Raw genomic sequence first — 16,394 nt, forward strand, 5'->3', positions numbered from 1 at the left:
TTTCCTTCTTTACAACGGCTTGTCCAAACTTAAATCACCACATTCTTTGTTACGATGAGCGGATAATTCTGAGCGCCCTTGAGCCACTTCTCTTTGGTGATCACCACGTTCTTATCGCAGATGACGTTCTCCAGCAGAGAGTCTTCCTTGATATCGCATTTCTGCATGATGATCGAATTCTTGATCTTGACTCCTTTCTCGACGGTGACGCCGCGGAACAGGATGCTGTTCTCGACCTCGCCGCGAATGATGCAGCCATTGGCGATCAGGGAATTCTTGACCACGGCCGAATCCTTGTACTGGACCGGGACCTCATCCTTGACCTTCGTGTAAATCGAATTATCGCCCATGAAGAGCTCCTCCCAGGTGGAAGGATTCAGCACATCCATATTCGCCTTGTAGAACGAGGCCGTGGAATCGACATGTGCCACATAGCCATCGTGCTCGTAGCCATAGATGTTGTACTCCTTGGCCCGGCGGATGATGCCGTCGAGCAGCAGGTCCTGCCCGCCATGCTCGTATGTGTAGCGGATCATCTCGACGAAGATGCGTTTCTCCATCAGGAAAACATTCATCGCGACCTTGGAACCATCATAGACGGCCGGTTTCTCCGCAATATCCTCGACGAGTCCGTTCTCCGCCGTCTCGATAACCACATTGTGACCGGTGGACTCCTGCGATGCGGTGTAATAGACCATCGTGATATCTGCGTTCGTATTCTGATGGAAGCGCAGGAGTTCATTGAAATCCATGTTGTAGACGAAGCTGCCGCCCGTCAGCAGGACGTATTTCTGGGAACTGTGCTCGAAGAAATCGAGATTGTAGTAGAAGTTCTTGAGATCTCCCTGGCGTTTCATCTCCTCGCTCTGCGGCGACGGCAGATAAAACAGGCCATCGTGACGGCGTGCCAGATCCCAATCCTTACCGGAACGCAGGTGATCGAGAACGGAACGCGGCTTGGCCGGCAGCATGACGCCCACATTCTGGATGCCCGAATTGACCATGCTCGACAGCGTGAAGTCCATCAGGCGATAGCGGCCGGCAAAAGGCAGGGACTCAACGGCGCGGCGCTCTGTGAGCTCACGGATCATACCATTATCTTCCTGGAGATTGATGATTCCCATTACTGTTTTCAATTTTATTCACTCCGATCCTATTGATGTGTTGTAGGGTTGCGTTAAAGGATCAGTCCGCATCAGCCGGCCTGTTTGCTGCCAGCTTCTGCCAATACAGTCTCGCCCGAAGCGACTACCGTAATCGCGCCCTTCTCGCCCGTAACTTTTGCACCTTCTCCGATCTCGCAGTTCTGTGCGACGATGGCATAATCGACCACAGCATTGTCACGGATGACCGTCGACGGCATGATGACCGAATTGCGAATCTTGGCACCCTTGCCGATGCGCACCCCCGGGAAAATGACCGAATTCTCAACATCGCCGAGCACCATCGAACCTTCGCTGACCATCGAGCGCTTGATGCTGGCATTCGGGCCTACATAATGCGGCGGCATCGAGGGATTCGATGAATAGATTTTCCAATCGCCATTGAGTTCAAACGGCGGCTCATCCTGCAGCAGGTCCATGTTGGCCTGCCAGAGGCTTTCGATTGTGCCGACATCCTTCCAATAACCATCGAATGCGTAAGAATACAGGCGTGCCTTGTCGGCGAGCATCTTCGGGATGATGTTCTTGCCGAAGTCGTGGCTCGACGTCTCGTCCTTGGCATCCTCTTCGAGGTACTTCTTGAGGAAGTCCTTGTTGAAAATGTAGATGCCCATCGAGGCCAGGTTGCTCTTCGGCTTGGCCGGCTTCTCTTCGAATTCCACGATGCGGCCCGTCTTGTCCGTGTTCATGATGCCGAAGCGCGAAGCCTCCTCCCAGGGAACTTCGATGACGCCAATCGTCGCTTCTGCCTTGTTCGTCTTGTGTGCATCGAGCATCCACGAATAGTCCATCGTGTAGATATGGTCGCCCGAAAGAATCAGTACGTACTCCGGGTCAGCCAGATCGATGAAGTTGAGGTTCTGATAGATGGCATCTGCCGTGCCGCGATACCAGTCAGCGCCCTTCTCGCGTGCATACGGCGGCAGGATGAAAACGCCGCCCTCTTTCTTATCGAGGTCCCAGGCGCTGCCCGATGCCAGATAATTGTGGAGTTCCAGCGGGCGGTACTGCGTCAATACACCGACCTTGTCGATGCCGGAATTGGCACAGTTGCTCAGTGGAAAGTCGATGATGCGGTACTTGCCGCCGAACGGCACGGCCGGCTTGGCGATTTTCTTCGTCAAAGCCCCGAGCCGGCTGCCCTGCCCGCCGGCGAGTATCATTGCTAAGCACTCTGTCTTTCTCATAAAAAGTCCCCCTTGGATATCTCTGGACAGTGGCGTCTTCCCCTTACATGACGTCCTGCCTGATATATTTATCATAACAGAAAACATTCTGTTAATTTACGTGCATACAGCTCCCCCAGGCCCGCTCCTGCTCCTTCGCTGAGTGAAACGGCCCGTTGCTGTCGGGATAAAACCAAACTTTATAAAAAGAAAACCAAAGATATAACCACAACGAACCATTGCGAACACGATTCCTCACGAACTTCAAAATCTATGTTCGGATTGAAATCCTGCGTACTGGATTTTATAATACATGGATTCGATAAATATTCTGAAACTCCTCCATGGATTTGATTTTTTTATTATTTTTTTTGCAAAATCCTTCCTTATGCCATTCAAGAACAAAAAAATAGGAGTTCCTGTCTATTCCTTGTCTGACAAGAGCTCCGAGGATATCCATTTTAATTATACAGTATACGATTTCTGTATTATCCGATAAAAATTGATTATTTTATTATAACGAATCGTTATGTTTGTTATGTTCGCTTTTTTCTCATCCACGAGCGTAAATGCGTGCGGCTCCCGCGATGAGATCCGGCAGCATATCATAAAGATTCTGTCCGGGACAGGCTGTCGCATTGAAATCGCGGTGCCCGAAAATCGTGCTGCTATCAGGATTCAGTCCGTAATAACGGCACAACGCCGCCAGAAGGCGTTTGGCTGAAGCAATCTGTGCATCTTCAGGCATATAATCTTCAAAATTCCCGACCACATTGACGCCGACCGTATGCGAATTCTCGCCATAGCAGTGCGCCCCCACCGTATCCATGGGACGTCCTGCCTCAATCGTGCCGTCCTTGCGGATCACGAAGTGATAGCCGATGCCGGCCCAGCCATTCTGCAGATGCCATCTGTGAATCGTTTCAGCCGAAACATCGGCATTCGTGTTGCCGACATGGTGTACGATGATGGCATCCGTCACCCGCCGGTTGGAAAGCGAACGGAAGTTCAGGTAAGTCTGCCGCACCGTCACGCCCGGCAGATCACCGCTGCCATCCTGCCAGGCAGCCTCAGCCAGTTCCCGTCCGAAAAGTCCCGGTGCCAGGGCCAGCCCAGCCCCGACACAACATATATTCTTGATAAAATCTCTGCGCTTCATCGAGTCATCCCATTCTTTTACAAAACCGTTTTATTTTATCGCGTTTATCTGAAAATCAGGAGAAAAAATCCTGCATTACGTCGAATTAAGTCGATTCACCAAAAACTAAACAAGATAAAAGATTGTTTTTGATTTGTTCATATTGTATTTCTGCCTGTTCTGACCTATAATAAAAGTAGAACATGCTCTATGACGCGCCGGTTGCAGCGCATCCCTCCCGCCCGGCGGGAGAATAACAGAAAAGGAGGACGTCGCGGGAAAACATGCAGCCTTGCCAGCTGGCAGTCAAACGGCCAGTCACAAGTTTTCCCGGACGGAAGCATCATGCTCGGTTTGGAACGCAGACAAAAAATCATGGAGCTCCTGCGGCGCGAACGCAAGGTCTATGTCGCAGAACTCGCCAAACTCTTTCACGTCACGGAGGAAACCATCCGGCGTGACCTCGAGAAACTCGAAAACCAGGATCTCCTGAGACGCAGTTACGGCGGCGCCGTCCTTTCGGAAAGTACCAGCGAAGACCTCTCCTACACGCGCCGCAGCGCCATCAATAGCGAGAGCAAGCTGTGCATCGCCGACAAGGCCGTCGAGCTCATCCATGACGGCGACACCATCATGATGGATTCGAGCACGACCTGCCAGGCCCTGCTGCAGCAGCTCAAAGGGCAGCGCAGCATCACCGTCATCACCAACTCCATCCGCCTCATGAACGATTTCATGAACAGCGGCTTCCAGATGATCTGCACGGGCGGCAAGATGCGCGAGAGTTCCTGTGCCCTGACAGGTTCCACGGCCTATCAGACGCTGCACAACTACTTCGTCGACTACGCCTTCATCAGCTGCAAGGGCATCGATATGGACAAAGGCGTCATGGAATCGAATGAGAGCGAGAGCAAGATCAAAGAAATCATGATGGAACAGGCACGCAAGACCGTCCTGCTCGTCGACCACTCAAAATTCAACAAGACGGCTTTCGTCAAATGCGATGACTTCTCCCATATCCACTGTGTCGTCACCGACGAAGAACCCTCGCGCGAATGGCAGGATTTCTTCCTCGAGCGCCATATCCGCCTGATTGACTGAACGCAAAAAGAAGATCGGTCATCAACCAACAAGCTCCGTTGGCTGATGACCGATCTTTTTTATGGCAGTCCCTGGGTCAGGGCAGGAAAAAGACCTGCTGCATCTTCGGCTGCGCGCCGGTCTTTGGATCCATCTCCATGACCATGACATCCTTCATGTACTCATTCCACTTGTCGACGACGGGGCTCTCCGCCTGATATTTCTCCGCGTAAGCCACGCCCTTCTCGCATTCGAAATAGCCGAAGAGCTCATTGCCGACATTCCAGATCGTGTAATTCGAGATACCCGCTTCCTTCAGGACCTGCTTCATCTCCGGCCAGATATGTGCATGGCGATATTTGTACTCTTCGAGTTTGCCATCCTTGACCGTGGCTTTCCAAGCAAAACGTTCCATTGTAAAGACCTCCTGTTATATGGACCGTATCCGGCCCTGCCTGTCTCTGCCCTGAAAAGAGGAGCCGCGAAGGCTCCTCTCCTGCAGGCAGATTGTATTTGTCCCCTCTTGAACTCAGGCCGTATGTTTCGTGGCATTCTGTTCATTCGGCTCAACGAACCAGCCGTCTTTATCGATCTCATTGCCATAGCGTTTTTCCGTGATTTCATCGAGCGTCAGGCCGCGGGCATCCGAACCGAAGAACGTGCCGGCAATCCAGCTGACGAAGACAAAACCGATCATGATGATGGCTGCAATCTGGAACCCAACCGTTTCCATGAGGATCGGGACGAGGAAGCCCCAGATGGCGGCCGAGAAACGCGTCACGAAGAACGTGAAGCCCTGTGCCGTCGCACGATAGCGAACCGGGAAGAGCTCCGAGCTCCAAAGCTGATAGAACTGCTGCTGCATAGAGAAGCCCCAGACAATCGTGAAGAAGAAGAGCATCCACATCTGCAGCATATCGGCCGGCAGTGCCCATACGAACCAGCTGATGACACCGAGGCCGGAGAAAATACCGAAAATCTTGCGGCGATTGAATTTATCGCCCGTGTACATGAAGATGAACGTCGTCAGGATGCAGACGGCGAAGTTCAGTGCCGTCAGGAACAGGGACATCGCGTTGGAGAGCTTGCCGACATGCTCGTAGACGTACGGCATGAAGAAACCGTTCGTGCTGGCTGCCAGATTCCAGAGCGTGTAAACAGCGCAGAGCATGACAACCGTCTTGAGGCAGGTACCATGAAGGATATCGGCATAATGGACCTTGCGGACCTTGACGCCCTGTGCCTCAAGAGCCTTTTCGCGCTCATGCGCTTCCGTCCACTCCGAGGACTCCGGCATCTTCAGGCGCTGATACCAGATCCAGGCTGCCACGACAATCAGATGCGCGAAGATGATGCGGTTGCCGAGCAGGCCGAACATGGAGTTGAGCGGGATGGATGCGAGGAAGACGACGACAGGGCCGAGCATCCAGGCCACCTGTGCGGAACCGCAGTGCTTGGCGCGATCTTTCGATGGTGCTTCCTCAGCGATGAACGTCCAGGAAGCGACGACATCGGCACCGACCATGAGGCCGACGATGACGTAGCCGAGCAGGAACATCGGATAGTTCGTAGCCAGGCAGATCATGAGCACGCCGATCATGTAAAAGAGCAGGGCGTAATTGTAAACGAACTTGCGGCCATACTTATCGCAGATCTTGCCGCCGATCAGGGCACCGATGGCCGCGCCGCCGGTGTTCGACGACAGGGCCGCCAGAAGGCCCATCTGCACGCTGCTCATGCCCAGATAATCCTGCCACATCGAAAGGCCGGAAGCACCGGCCACAATGGAACCAGCATCGATGTAACTAATGAGTCCGGCAATCAAGGTTTTCTTCCATGCTGACATATGGTAATCAATCTTGACTCCCAACATGATAAATCCCCTCCTAAAATGCGATGAATCCCGGATTGATATCGGTCGGATATACGGGTCAGTCCAGGAGATCCGTATTGAGATCAATCTTGAAGTCCCGTGCGAGATCCAAGAAGCCCTGGCGCGGGATGGTCTGTTTCTTGCCACCCATCGAGAGCACCTTCACGCAGATTTCGGAAGCCTTCTCGACGGTATCCATGAGGCCGAAGGCCTCGTCGAAGTCATCGCCGCAGACGAACAGGCCGTGATGAGCCCAGACGATGACGCGATACTTTTCCATGAGTTTGACCGAAGCATCGGCAATCTCCTTGCCGCCCGGAACCATCCACGGTACGACGCCGATGCCTTCCGGGAAGATGACGGGGTCTTCGGTTGCCATCTCCCAGAGCTCACGCGTGAACTCCTTGTCCTTGAGCGGCAGCACGAAGGTCAGCGCGATGAGATTCGTCGGGTGCGCATGGTAGATGATGCGGTTCCGGCCGTTCGTCATCTTTTTCTTGAGCTCATGCGCCGCAAGATGTGTCGGCAGCTCGCTCGTCGGGCGTCCGCCGTTGACGAGGCCCCAGACGATGCCGTACTTCTCGCCCTTTTCATCGATTTTGATGAGTGCCACATTCTCCTCGGGAGCCAGCGCGACATTGCGCATGTACTTGCCGCTGCCCGTGACGAGGAAGTATTCACCGGCCAGCCCCGGCACGGTGTTGCCGATGGGCTGCCATTCCCTGACCTCATGCAGCGACTCCCTGACGGCTTCGACTTCCTCGGGTTTGACGCGGTACGTCAGGTTGCCGCCATTGCGCTCATGCCAGCCCTTCTGAAAAGCATCAGCTGTCAGGCGCTTGAAGCCCTCCATGAAATTTGATTCCAGAATGTCCATGTTGATTACCTCACTTGTGATTGCTAAGGATTGCCAAGATCTTTATCTCTTGAAAAGAACGTCTTTCTCATATTCCTTGACGATCGGGTACCACTTGCCATCTGCCGGCACATCGTTGCGCTGGCAGAACTCAGCCCAGACATCGCCGAACGGCAGCGTCTTGATTTCCTCGAGGCCCTGCAGGACTCTCGTGAAGTCAGCTGCATCCTGTGCGGCCTTGAGTTCCTTGTTCGGCGTCAAGAGGCCGTAAAGCAGGGCCTTCTGCATGTTGCGCATGCCGATGACCCAGGCTGCGATGCGGTTGATGCTGGCATCGAAGAAATCGAGGCCGATGAAGACCTTGTCGAGGGCATTGCAGCGCACGAGCTCCGTCGCCAGTTCCTTGAGCTCGTCGTCGAGCTTGATGACGTGGTCGCTGTCCCAGCGCACCGGACGGCTGACGTGCAGGGCCAGGCTGTCGTTGAAGAGCAGCATCGAGGAAATCTTGTCGGAGACAACCTCGGTCGGATGATAATGGCCCGTATCGAGCAGGCACATGAGTCCGTTCTTCGCGGCGTAATTCATGTAGAATTCATGGGAACCAACCGTGTAGGACTCAACGCCGATGCCGAAGACCTTACCCTCGACGGAATCCGCGATATTCTTGCGGTCATACTTGACGGACAGGATCTCATCAAGCGATTCCTTGAGGCGCGCACGCGGTCCGATGCGGTCAGCCGGCACATCCTTCATACCATCGGGGATCCAGATGTTGTCGAGCGCCGTGATGCCGAGTTCCTCGCCGAAGTAATTGGCGATCTTGCGGCAGGCCTTGCCATGGGCAATCCAGAAATCGCGGATGTCCTTATCCGGGCTTGAGAGCGTCAGATTGTCCTTGACATTCTTGTGGCTGAAGAACGTCGGGTTGAAGTCGAGGCCGATGCCCTCTTCCTTTGCAAAGTCGACCCATGCCTTGAAATGTTTCGGCTCGATCTTGTCGCGGTCGACCTTCTCATCCGTGATGCGGTACGAAGCGTGCAGGTTGAGCTTATGCTTGCCCGGGATTAGTGAATAAGCCTTGCGGATGTCCGCCATGAGCTCTTCCGGATTGCGCGCACGGCCCGGATAATTGCCCGTCGTGGCAATGCCGCCCGTCAGGGCATCCGAGTCAAAGCCCAGCACATCATCGCCCTGCCAGCAGTGCATCGAGATGCGCACACCCTGCAGCTTTTTCAGTGCCGCTTCCACATCAACGCCGATGGCTGCGTACGCTTCCTTTGCTTCTTCATATCTCGACATAATGATAACCTCCCATAATTCCTGTTCTGTTTCATTCATTCTGTCAGTTCATTTGCTTTACAAGATTCTGATTTTTTAAGGTATCTTATTCCACGCGCTTGACATCAAACGATTTTGCGACCACCTGGCGCGCAGCCGGCAGGTCCTTGAACACCTTGTCCCGCAGCATCTGCGCCATGAGATTGCCGATGGCCGTCGCTTCGACCGGGCCGGCGTAGACCTCTTTCCCTGTCGTCTCCACGAGCAGGTGATTGAGGAATTTGTCCTGGCAGCCGCCGCCGACCACATGAATCGTATCGAACACGCGGCCCGTGACCTCCTGAATCTCCGATACCGTCTCGGCATAGCAGTTGGCCAGGCTCTTGTAGATGCAGTAGAGCAGTTCACATTCCGTTTCCGGCTTCTCCTGACCGGTCTTCTCGCAGTAAGCCTGCACGGCACGGATCATGCTCTCCGGCGCCAGGAAGCTCTCATCGTTGACGTTGACCGTCGAGGTGAAATAGCGTCCGATATGCGCCAGCTCGTAAAGCTCCTCGAAAGTGTACTTGTGCTTGAACTCACGGCGCAGGTTCTGCATCATCCACATCCCCATGATGTTCTTGAGGTAGCGGTAGCGGTGATGATAGCCGCCTTCATTGGTGAAATTGTGCTGCCGGCTCGTCTCCGTGCAGTCCGGGATCAGCCGCTCGATGCCCATCAGCGACCACGTGCCGGAGCTCAGATAAATGCTGTCATCGGAATTCGTCGGCACGGCCATGACAGCAGAGCCCGTATCATGCGTGGCCGGCAGGACCACATTCGTCTGGAAGCCAACGCGCTCGGCCATCTCGCCCGAGAGCGGCCCGACGAGCGCCTTCGGCATGTTGAGCTTGCCAAAAATCTTTGTCGGCAGACCCAGCATCTCCAGCAGTTCGTAATCCCAATCCTGCGTCTGGGCATTGACGAGCTGCGACGTCGTCGCATTCGTGTACTCGTTCATTGCCACGCCCGTCAGCCGGTAATTGAGGTATTCCGGGATCATCAGGAAGCGTTCGGCCTTTTCGAGTGCCTGCGGCGTCTCCTGCTTGATGGCCATGAGCTGGTAAATCGAATTGAACAGCTGTTTCTGGATGCCGTTGCGGCTGTAAAGCTTGGCCTCCGGTATGACCTTGTAGACCTCCTCATCCATGCCCTTCGTGCGGCCGTCTCGATATGCGACGGTATTGCCGATGACGTTGCCGTTCCTGTCGAGCAGGACGAAATCGACGCCCCAGGTATCGATGCCGACGCTTGCCGGCACGCGGTTGAGTTCCTTGCATTTCCGGAGCCCGGCAACCACTTCATGAAAGAGGTGATCCAGATCCCAGCAGAGGTGGCCATTCTGTTTGACCAGCTTATTCTCGAAGCGGTAAATCTCCTCGATCCGCATCTTCCCTTTATCCATCCAGCCGAGGATATGGCGGCCGCTTGAAGCCCCGATATCAATGGCCAGATAACACGTTTGTTCTGACATACTTCCCAGCCCTTCCGGTTTTTCTTTCTTTTCCTTTATTAACCTTTATTCTTGTCTGTTTCTATGCTTTTATATTACCACAATAATCCACATAAGTAAAGATATTTTTATTGTTTTATTATTTATTTATCTTTAATTTATCTTTTTTCTTCTTTCCCTATAAAAACACATAAAAAATATGCACAACTCTGTGGACAAAGTTGTGCATATCTATGAGAATAAGAAGACCACAAAATCAGACGACCGGTGCCACGCGCCAGCTGCCATCCCCCGAAAGGTGCAGCTCCTCCTGATGCTGGGCAAAGAGCGTCGAGCGGTGGCCGACACTGACGATGCCCATCTGCGGGAGCTCACGGCGCAGGAGCTCGTACATCTCCTGCTCGCGCGGCTCGTCGAGGGCCGAGGTCGCCTCGTCGAGGAATACCCAGTCGGGACGCACGAGCAGCACGCGCGCAAAGGCCAGACGCTGCTGTTCGCCGAGCGACAGGATGCGGCTCCAGTCATCGACATCGTCCAGCCGGTCAATGAGCGGGGCGAGCTCGACCTTGCGCAGGACCTCCTGGAGACGTTTCTCCGGGCCCGAAGCGCTCAGGGGATAATAGAGCGCACGGCGCAGGCTGCCGAGCGGCAGATACGGACGCTGCGGCAGGAACAGGACGCGGCTGCCTTTCTTGACCGCAAGCTTACCGCTGCCATACGGCCAGATGCCGGCCATCGTGCGCAGCAGCGTGCTCTTGCCGCAGCCCGAAGCTCCCGTGATGAGCAGGCGGCGGCCGGCCGGCAGTTCCACATTGCAGTCGCGCAGGAGCGTGCGCCCGTCGGGCAGGCTAACCGCCAGATCCTTCAGCACGAGCTCTGGGTCCTCCCCCTGTGCATAAACGATATCGCTCTTGAGCGAGGCGACCTCATCCATATGATGCGTAAAGCCCGAAAGACGATGGATGACGGCTGCGAGCTGAGCGATGGTATCGTATGCCGTGACGAAGTACGAGAGCGCATCCTGCACGCGCCCGAACGCCGAAGCCGTCTGCATCAGGCCGCCGAGCGTCATGACGCCGGCAAAATACTGCGGCGCGGCCATGACGAGCGGCACGATGATGGCCAGCTGGCCGTAGCCGTTGACGTAGAAATTCAGAAGCTTCGTCTGACGCATGAGGTGCCAGTAATTCTCGATGACCCTCGCAAAGCGCTCCGCGAAGCCCACGGACTCCGGCTGCTCGCCGCGGTAAAACGCGATGCTCTCGCTGTTCTCGCGCACGCGCATCATGTCAAAACGGAAATCCGCCTCGAAGCGCTGCTGGTCGAAATTGAGCCCGATGAGACGGCGGCCGACGAAGTGCACGCCCACGGTGCCGAGCACGGCGTAGAGCAGCGAGAACCAGAACATGTAGCCATAGATCACGAACTCATGGCCGCCGATTGGCACCGTGAAGGCACCGGAAAGATTCCAGAGCACGACGCCGAAAGCCCCGAGCGTCGTAAGCTGCTTGAGAAAGCCCAGCAGGAGCTGCAGCGTCAGCGAGACGAACTGATTGATATCCTCGCTGATTCGCTGATCGGGGTTATCCGTATCGCTCTTTAAAACCTGCAGGCGATAATAGACCTGATTCTTCATCCAGCGGCCGATGTAACGGTCCGTCATCCACGTACGCCATTTGATCTGCAGCATCTGCCGCAGGTAAATGGCATAAACAGCCAGGATGATATACAGGAAAGCCAGCCCCGTGAACTCGCCGATGAGCGGCCAGAATGATTCCGACTGATACTGCTGCAGCGCATTGTAAAAGACATTATACCAGCTGTTGAGCCGTACGAGCAGATACACCGAAGCAAAATTCAAGACGATGACGAAGGCCAGGAGGCCACGGGCCTTCCACTTCTGTTCCGAGCTCCAATAGCCGCGGAACAACTGCCAGAAATTGCTGAGAAATTTACGTTTCAATCTATCACATCCTTGATGAACAACAGTATATCCCTTTCCACCCCATCCCGCAAGGGCTGCCCTGTCCCTGCCGCATACTTTATGATAGAATAGGAACATGTACAATGTATGAAATGTATTTAGGAGGGAAACTTCATGCTTCTGCTCATCGGCGCCGTCGTCGCCATCATCCTGCTGGCCCTGCTCTATCATTACATCCCGAGCCGCAAGGTATTCTTCTGCTTCTTCGTCGTGCTCTGCCTCGCGAGCGCCGTCGTCTTCTTCGCCTGGCCCAGCACCCGGCACCATGCCGAGAACACCATGAGCCCCGAGGAACGCTACGCCCTGATGGAACAACAGCAGACCTTCGCCGACTGGTACGAAAGCTACCAGAAAGACATCGACAGCCTTGACCACAACTGGCAGTGGTACCATCAGATCCTCGAGAACTTCAAGGAAGACAACATCAGCATCCAGACGACCTACCTGCGCCTCTCCCAGCTCGAACAGGACAGCCAGCAGCTGGCAGACCGCATTGAAAAACACACGCCGCCGCTCTCGCTCAACGACTCCTGCTACGATGAAGTCACCGAAGTTGTCCGCAAGACCCATGAATACGCCGAAGCCCAGCACCGCGCCATCGCCCTGACACGGGCCGCCGCGGACCCCGCGAACCTGCGCAGCGACGACCAGGAAGAACAGAGCCGCCAGCTCCAGGCCGTCATGATCCGCGAATCCCCCGCCGGCCTCTTCATCGCCGACGAGATTGCCGCCATCCGCAGCTACCTCTCCCTGCCCGATGAGCAGGAAGGGGCAACACACACACAGGAAGAAAATCCATCATGAGATCAAAGACGTCGCATCCGCTGCAGCTCAGCGAATGCTGATGACACGAAATGCCTGCTCGTCACCGCGATGGTGAATCCGGGAGTAGGCAAAAGCGCGGCCGTCATCAAGGAATGCGATCTGCTCAACCTCCAGGATGGGCAGGCTGCCATGCTCGATGTCAAGCAGTTCTTCCTCCTGCCCAGTCGGCAGCAGTGCACGAATCAGGCGATGCGCTGACTGAATCCGGAAATGAAGATGCTGCTCGATGTACTGATAGATCGAGTGAGCGAGGATATCCCGCTTGATTCCAGGAATGAGCTCGATCGGCATCTGCGTGTACTCAACTACGACAGGGCGTCCGTCCAGCCGACGCAAGCGCACAATATCATAGACAAAATCATCCGTCGCAATACAAAGTTTTGACGCAGTCTCAGACTCCGGATGAATGATATCAAAGCGCACGATTTCTGTCGTGACATCATGACCGGCAAAACTCTTGGAAAACCCGGAAAAATGGTCTGCCATGCTGATTTCACAGACATCCTCATGTGCCAGGCCTTTGACAAAAGTGCCATCGCCGCGTCTCTTCACGACAAGCCCTTCCTTGACGAGCTCATCAACCGCCTTCTTTATGGTAATACGGCTGACACCGTAATGCTCGCACATCTCCCGCTCCAAGGCGAGCTGCGCGCCGGATTTATAGATGCCCGTCTGGATTTTTTTTCGCAAATCCTTTGCGATTTCCTGATATTTAATCATATCCTCATCCCTTTTTACTACGTTTGAAAAGGCTGACTGCGCCAGAAGCTGCAGTCAGCCTTTTTCTTTTCTCTGTCATCTGTCCAGCAAACAGCAACGGCCATCAGCCCCAGGGTTCAGACCTTGCTCAGGATCAGGCTGGCCTTGCCGGAAAGCGTGTAGTCGCCAAGACCTGCGGGCAGGAACGACGACTCGCCCTTTTTGAAGCTCAGCTCCGCCGCGCCGGCCTTGAGTGTCACTTCGCCGTCAAGCACCGTGAAGCTCTGGAACGAATCCCTGCCTGCCGTCAGATGGCTCGTGCCGTCCACCTCGAGCTCGTACACCGTGAAATACTCGCACGAAGCCAGCAGGCGCGCTTTTGTATCCGCAAAGATATCGATGACAGCCTCTATCTGCGGCCGCTCCCTGACAGGCTCAAGGCTCGTGACATCGATGGCCTTCCTGACGTGAAGCTCGCGCGGCCTGCCATCCTTGCCGACACGGCCGTAATCGTAGACACGGTATGTCGTATTTGAATTCTGCTGAATCTCGCAGATGATGATACCCTTGCCGATGGCATGCAGCGTCCCCGACGCAATGAAGAAGACATCGCCCTTGTGCACCGGCACCTGATTGCAAACCTCCAGCAGCATATTATCGGCAATGCGGCGCTCAAACTCTTCCTTCGAGATCTCGTGCTTGAAGCCATAAATAAGCGTCGCGCCCGGCTCACAGTCGACGATGTACCACGTTTCGGTCTTGCCAAACTCGCCTTCGACGCGCATCGCATAGGCGTTGTCCGGATGCACCTGCACCGAGAGATTGTCCTTGGCATCGATGAGCTTGATGAGCAGCGGGAAATACGGGAACTTCTTTGCACGCTCGCCGAGCACCGCCGGACCGGCCTCATCGAGATACGACTTGAGCGTGCGGCCCTTCTCCGGACCATTTGCGATGATGCTCATGCCGTCCTTGTGGCAGGCAAGCTCCCACGATTCCGACACCTTGTCGAGATCCGTCTGCTTGCCATAATCCGTCTTGAGTTTCGTGCCGCCCCAGATATAGTCCTTGAGCGGTGCCTGCAATTTCATTGGATACAAAACCGTCATCCCCTATTCCCAACTGACCAATTAATAAAACCGATCATTTTAAGCCTCAAACTGTTTTTATTATATAAAAAGAGCTTATTTATGTAAATAAATGTTATATCTTTTTAAAGCTAAAGATAACAATCATAAAATAAAAACAGCAGCCCGAATCCAAGAAGAATTCAAGCTGCTGCTCGCTTGTCATGAAAGCGTAAACTGTTTTCAGTGGAATACCCGGGCTGCACTGGCCGCACGACGGCGCTGACGCAGACGGTAGCAGGCCATCGGGATCAGGAGCATCGGCAGGCCGGCATAAAGCGATTCCCGGAGATCCGGATCAAAGACCATGACGACGAGGCAGAATACCTGCGCCCAGATGCCGAAGAGCGTCACGTACGGGAAGAACGGCGTCTTATAGCGAAGCTTGCCCACCGTTCCTGCAGCGATGCGCTGCTTGCGGCTGCGGTACTGGCTCCAGCAGATCGAGATCCAGGCAATGGCGCCCGTAAAGCCCGAAACCGCGAGCAGATACGTGTAAAGCGCCGAATCCGGATTGAACGAATAGAGCAGGATGACGGCCCAGCAGGCACAGATTGAAACGAGGATGGAACGCGACGGCATGCCGTTCTTGTTGATGTGGCCGAGCGTGTGCGGCGCCATATCCATGCGGGCCAGCGCATGCAGGGCCCGTGCGGCACCGTAGAGGCCCGAATTCGAGCACGAGATGGCGGCCGTCAGGATGACGAACGCGAAGAATGCACCGAAGTGCGTAAAGCCATACTGCGAGACAGCGGCTGCAAAGACGCTTTCCTCCAGAGAAGCCTGATCCCATGGCAAAATCGAGATCAGGAGGGAAATCGGGATGATGTAGAGCGCGATGATGCGCCACGTCACATTGCGCACAGCAATCGGGATGCTCTTTTCCGGTTTCTCGCATTCCCCGGCTGCCAGGCCGATGATTTCCGTTCCCTGGAAATTGACGAGGATGATGACCATGGTCAGCACGATGGACCAGTAGCCATTCGGTGCAAAGCCGCCGCCTCCGAGCAGGACTTTCGTACCGATGTACCCCTGATCACCGATGAGGCCAAGACAGATGAGGCCCGCTACGATGCTGAACGCACCGAGTGCTATGATCTTGATCAGGGATAACCAAAACTCGCTCTCGCCGAACTTGTCGACATGAAACAGATTCAGGATTGTCACCAGGAGTCCGAAGAAGACAGCCCACCAGAGCTGACTGACTTCCGGCAAGAAATGATTCATGATGATGCCAGCGGCAATCATCTCCGACGGAACGTACGCCACCCAGGTCGTCCAGTAGGCCCAGCCCACTCCACACGCCCAGGTCGAGGAAATATGCTCCTTTGCGTACGTGACAAAAGAACCCGAAACCGGCTTATCGACAGCCAGTTCCGCCAGGCAAAGCATGACGCACAATACGATGACGCCACCCAGAAGATACGCAAGTATCGCAGCTGGGCCTGCTTTTTCGAGGACATACCCCGTACCGAGAAAATAGCCACTGCCGATGACTCCGCCGAGGGAAATCAGCTGCAGATGACGATTTTTCAGCCCTCTGTTCATTTTCGACTCGTTCATGACCTTAATAACACAACCTTCCCAGTGCCGCTTCGATTTGTGATTTGTATAGCAATGCCATCCGCGACACTTCCATTATTTCTACTAAAGGATACTACAAAACGAATCGAATTACCATAGCTGAGGAAATTAAATTTTAAGAAAACGCTT

14 protein-coding genes are annotated in these 16,394 nt (G+C 54.5%); 2 read left to right on the top strand and 12 right to left on the bottom strand.

Annotation, left to right across the window (positions count from 1 at the left end):
* Positions 1-29: 29 nt before the first annotated feature.
* From glgD to DWX75_RS06935, 3 genes are all read right to left on the bottom strand, one after another.
* Positions 30-1,136: a glucose-1-phosphate adenylyltransferase subunit GlgD gene (glgD, locus tag DWX75_RS06925; protein WP_118015608.1), complete on the bottom strand. Its 1,107-nt coding sequence runs from the start codon at positions 1,134-1,136 to the stop codon at positions 30-32.
* A gap of 59 nt (positions 1,137-1,195) precedes the next feature.
* Positions 1,196-2,350: a glucose-1-phosphate adenylyltransferase gene (locus tag DWX75_RS06930; RefSeq protein WP_118015609.1), complete on the bottom strand. Its 1,155-nt coding sequence runs from the start codon at positions 2,348-2,350 to the stop codon at positions 1,196-1,198.
* Positions 2,351-2,882: 532 nt separating this feature from the next.
* Positions 2,883-3,488, bottom strand: coding sequence for an N-acetylmuramoyl-L-alanine amidase (locus DWX75_RS06935; protein WP_118015610.1), 606 nt, complete (start codon positions 3,486-3,488; stop codon positions 2,883-2,885).
* A 324-nt stretch (positions 3,489-3,812) separates the two neighbouring features.
* On the opposite strand from DWX75_RS06935, the gene DWX75_RS06940 reads away from it, so the two are divergent.
* Entirely contained in the window at positions 3,813-4,568 is a 756-nt protein-coding gene (locus DWX75_RS06940) for a DeoR/GlpR family DNA-binding transcription regulator (RefSeq protein ID WP_118015611.1), read from the top strand.
* A gap of 76 nt (positions 4,569-4,644) precedes the next feature.
* Here DWX75_RS06940 and DWX75_RS06945 read toward each other — a convergent pair whose 3' ends face one another.
* The 6 genes from DWX75_RS06945 to DWX75_RS06970 all read right to left on the bottom strand — a co-directional run bounded on the left by DWX75_RS06945 (position 4,645) and on the right by DWX75_RS06970 (position 12,009).
* The gene (locus tag DWX75_RS06945; RefSeq protein WP_118015612.1) at positions 4,645-4,962 is read right to left on the bottom strand and encodes an L-rhamnose mutarotase; all 318 of its coding nucleotides are present in this window, start codon (positions 4,960-4,962) and stop codon (positions 4,645-4,647) included.
* A gap of 114 nt (positions 4,963-5,076) precedes the next feature.
* Entirely contained in the window at positions 5,077-6,420 is a 1,344-nt protein-coding gene (locus tag DWX75_RS06950) for an MFS transporter (protein WP_118015613.1), read from the bottom strand.
* 58 nt (positions 6,421-6,478) lie between these two features.
* Complete coding sequence (gene rhaD / locus DWX75_RS06955) at positions 6,479-7,297, bottom strand: rhamnulose-1-phosphate aldolase (protein ID WP_118015614.1); 819 nt, start codon at positions 7,295-7,297, stop codon at positions 6,479-6,481.
* A 42-nt stretch (positions 7,298-7,339) separates the two neighbouring features.
* Positions 7,340-8,575 carry an L-rhamnose isomerase gene (locus tag DWX75_RS06960; protein WP_199497542.1) on the bottom strand — a complete coding sequence of 412 codons (1,236 nt, stop codon included), beginning with the start codon at positions 8,573-8,575 and terminating at the stop codon, positions 7,340-7,342.
* A gap of 85 nt (positions 8,576-8,660) precedes the next feature.
* Positions 8,661-10,067 (bottom strand): rhamnulokinase, encoded by a 1,407-nt coding sequence (rhaB, locus tag DWX75_RS06965; RefSeq protein ID WP_118015616.1) that lies wholly within the window; start codon positions 10,065-10,067, stop codon positions 8,661-8,663.
* Positions 10,068-10,302: 235 nt separating this feature from the next.
* Complete coding sequence (locus DWX75_RS06970) at positions 10,303-12,009, bottom strand: ABC transporter ATP-binding protein/permease (RefSeq protein ID WP_233519509.1); 1,707 nt, start codon at positions 12,007-12,009, stop codon at positions 10,303-10,305.
* Positions 12,010-12,144: 135 nt separating this feature from the next.
* Between DWX75_RS06970 and DWX75_RS06975 the strand changes: the two genes are divergently transcribed.
* A complete protein-coding gene (locus tag DWX75_RS06975; protein WP_118015618.1) occupies positions 12,145-12,834 on the top strand; it encodes a hypothetical protein in 690 nt (229 codons plus the stop codon).
* Positions 12,835-12,861: 27 nt separating this feature from the next.
* Here the strand turns inward: DWX75_RS06975 and DWX75_RS06980 are convergent, their stop codons facing one another.
* From DWX75_RS06980 to DWX75_RS06990, 3 genes are all read right to left on the bottom strand, one after another.
* Entirely contained in the window at positions 12,862-13,575 is a 714-nt protein-coding gene (locus tag DWX75_RS06980; protein ID WP_118015619.1) for a GntR family transcriptional regulator, read from the bottom strand.
* A gap of 116 nt (positions 13,576-13,691) precedes the next feature.
* Positions 13,692-14,645, bottom strand: a complete 954-nt coding sequence (locus DWX75_RS06985) for a type I phosphomannose isomerase catalytic subunit (RefSeq protein ID WP_199497543.1) — start codon at positions 14,643-14,645, stop codon at positions 13,692-13,694.
* Between the two features lie 219 nt (positions 14,646-14,864).
* The gene (locus tag DWX75_RS06990; RefSeq protein WP_118015621.1) at positions 14,865-16,244 is read right to left on the bottom strand and encodes an amino acid permease; all 1,380 of its coding nucleotides are present in this window, start codon (positions 16,242-16,244) and stop codon (positions 14,865-14,867) included.
* Positions 16,245-16,394 lie beyond the last annotated feature (150 nt).

The sequence above is a fragment of the Mitsuokella sp. AF21-1AC genome (genome assembly GCF_003458855.1).
Classification (GTDB): domain Bacteria; phylum Bacillota; class Negativicutes; order Selenomonadales; family Selenomonadaceae; genus Mitsuokella.

Bases quoted from the DNA above. Each gene is read 5' to 3' on its own strand.
- DWX75_RS06935 (WP_118015610.1), bottom strand. From the start codon at position 3,488: ATGAAGCGCAGAGATTTTATCAAGAATATATGTTGTGTCGGGGCTGGG.
- DWX75_RS06945 (WP_118015612.1), bottom strand. From the start codon at position 4,962: ATGGAACGTTTTGCTTGGAAAGCCACGGTCAAGGATGGCAAACTCGAA.
- DWX75_RS06975 (WP_118015618.1), top strand. From the start codon at position 12,145: ATGCTTCTGCTCATCGGCGCCGTCGTCGCCATCATCCTGCTGGCCCTG.
- DWX75_RS06950 (WP_118015613.1), bottom strand. From the start codon at position 6,420: ATGTTGGGAGTCAAGATTGATTACCATATGTCAGCATGGAAGAAAACC.
- DWX75_RS06940 (WP_118015611.1), top strand. From the start codon at position 3,813: ATGCTCGGTTTGGAACGCAGACAAAAAATCATGGAGCTCCTGCGGCGC.
- DWX75_RS06930 (WP_118015609.1), bottom strand. From the start codon at position 2,350: ATGAGAAAGACAGAGTGCTTAGCAATGATACTCGCCGGCGGGCAGGGC.
- rhaB (WP_118015616.1), bottom strand. From the start codon at position 10,067: ATGTCAGAACAAACGTGTTATCTGGCCATTGATATCGGGGCTTCAAGC.
- DWX75_RS06985 (WP_199497543.1), bottom strand. From the start codon at position 14,645: ATGAAATTGCAGGCACCGCTCAAGGACTATATCTGGGGCGGCACGAAA.
- DWX75_RS06990 (WP_118015621.1), bottom strand. From the start codon at position 16,244: ATGAACGAGTCGAAAATGAACAGAGGGCTGAAAAATCGTCATCTGCAG.
- rhaD (WP_118015614.1), bottom strand. From the start codon at position 7,297: ATGGACATTCTGGAATCAAATTTCATGGAGGGCTTCAAGCGCCTGACA.
- DWX75_RS06980 (WP_118015619.1), bottom strand. From the start codon at position 13,575: ATGATTAAATATCAGGAAATCGCAAAGGATTTGCGAAAAAAAATCCAG.
- DWX75_RS06960 (WP_199497542.1), bottom strand. From the start codon at position 8,575: ATGTCGAGATATGAAGAAGCAAAGGAAGCGTACGCAGCCATCGGCGTT.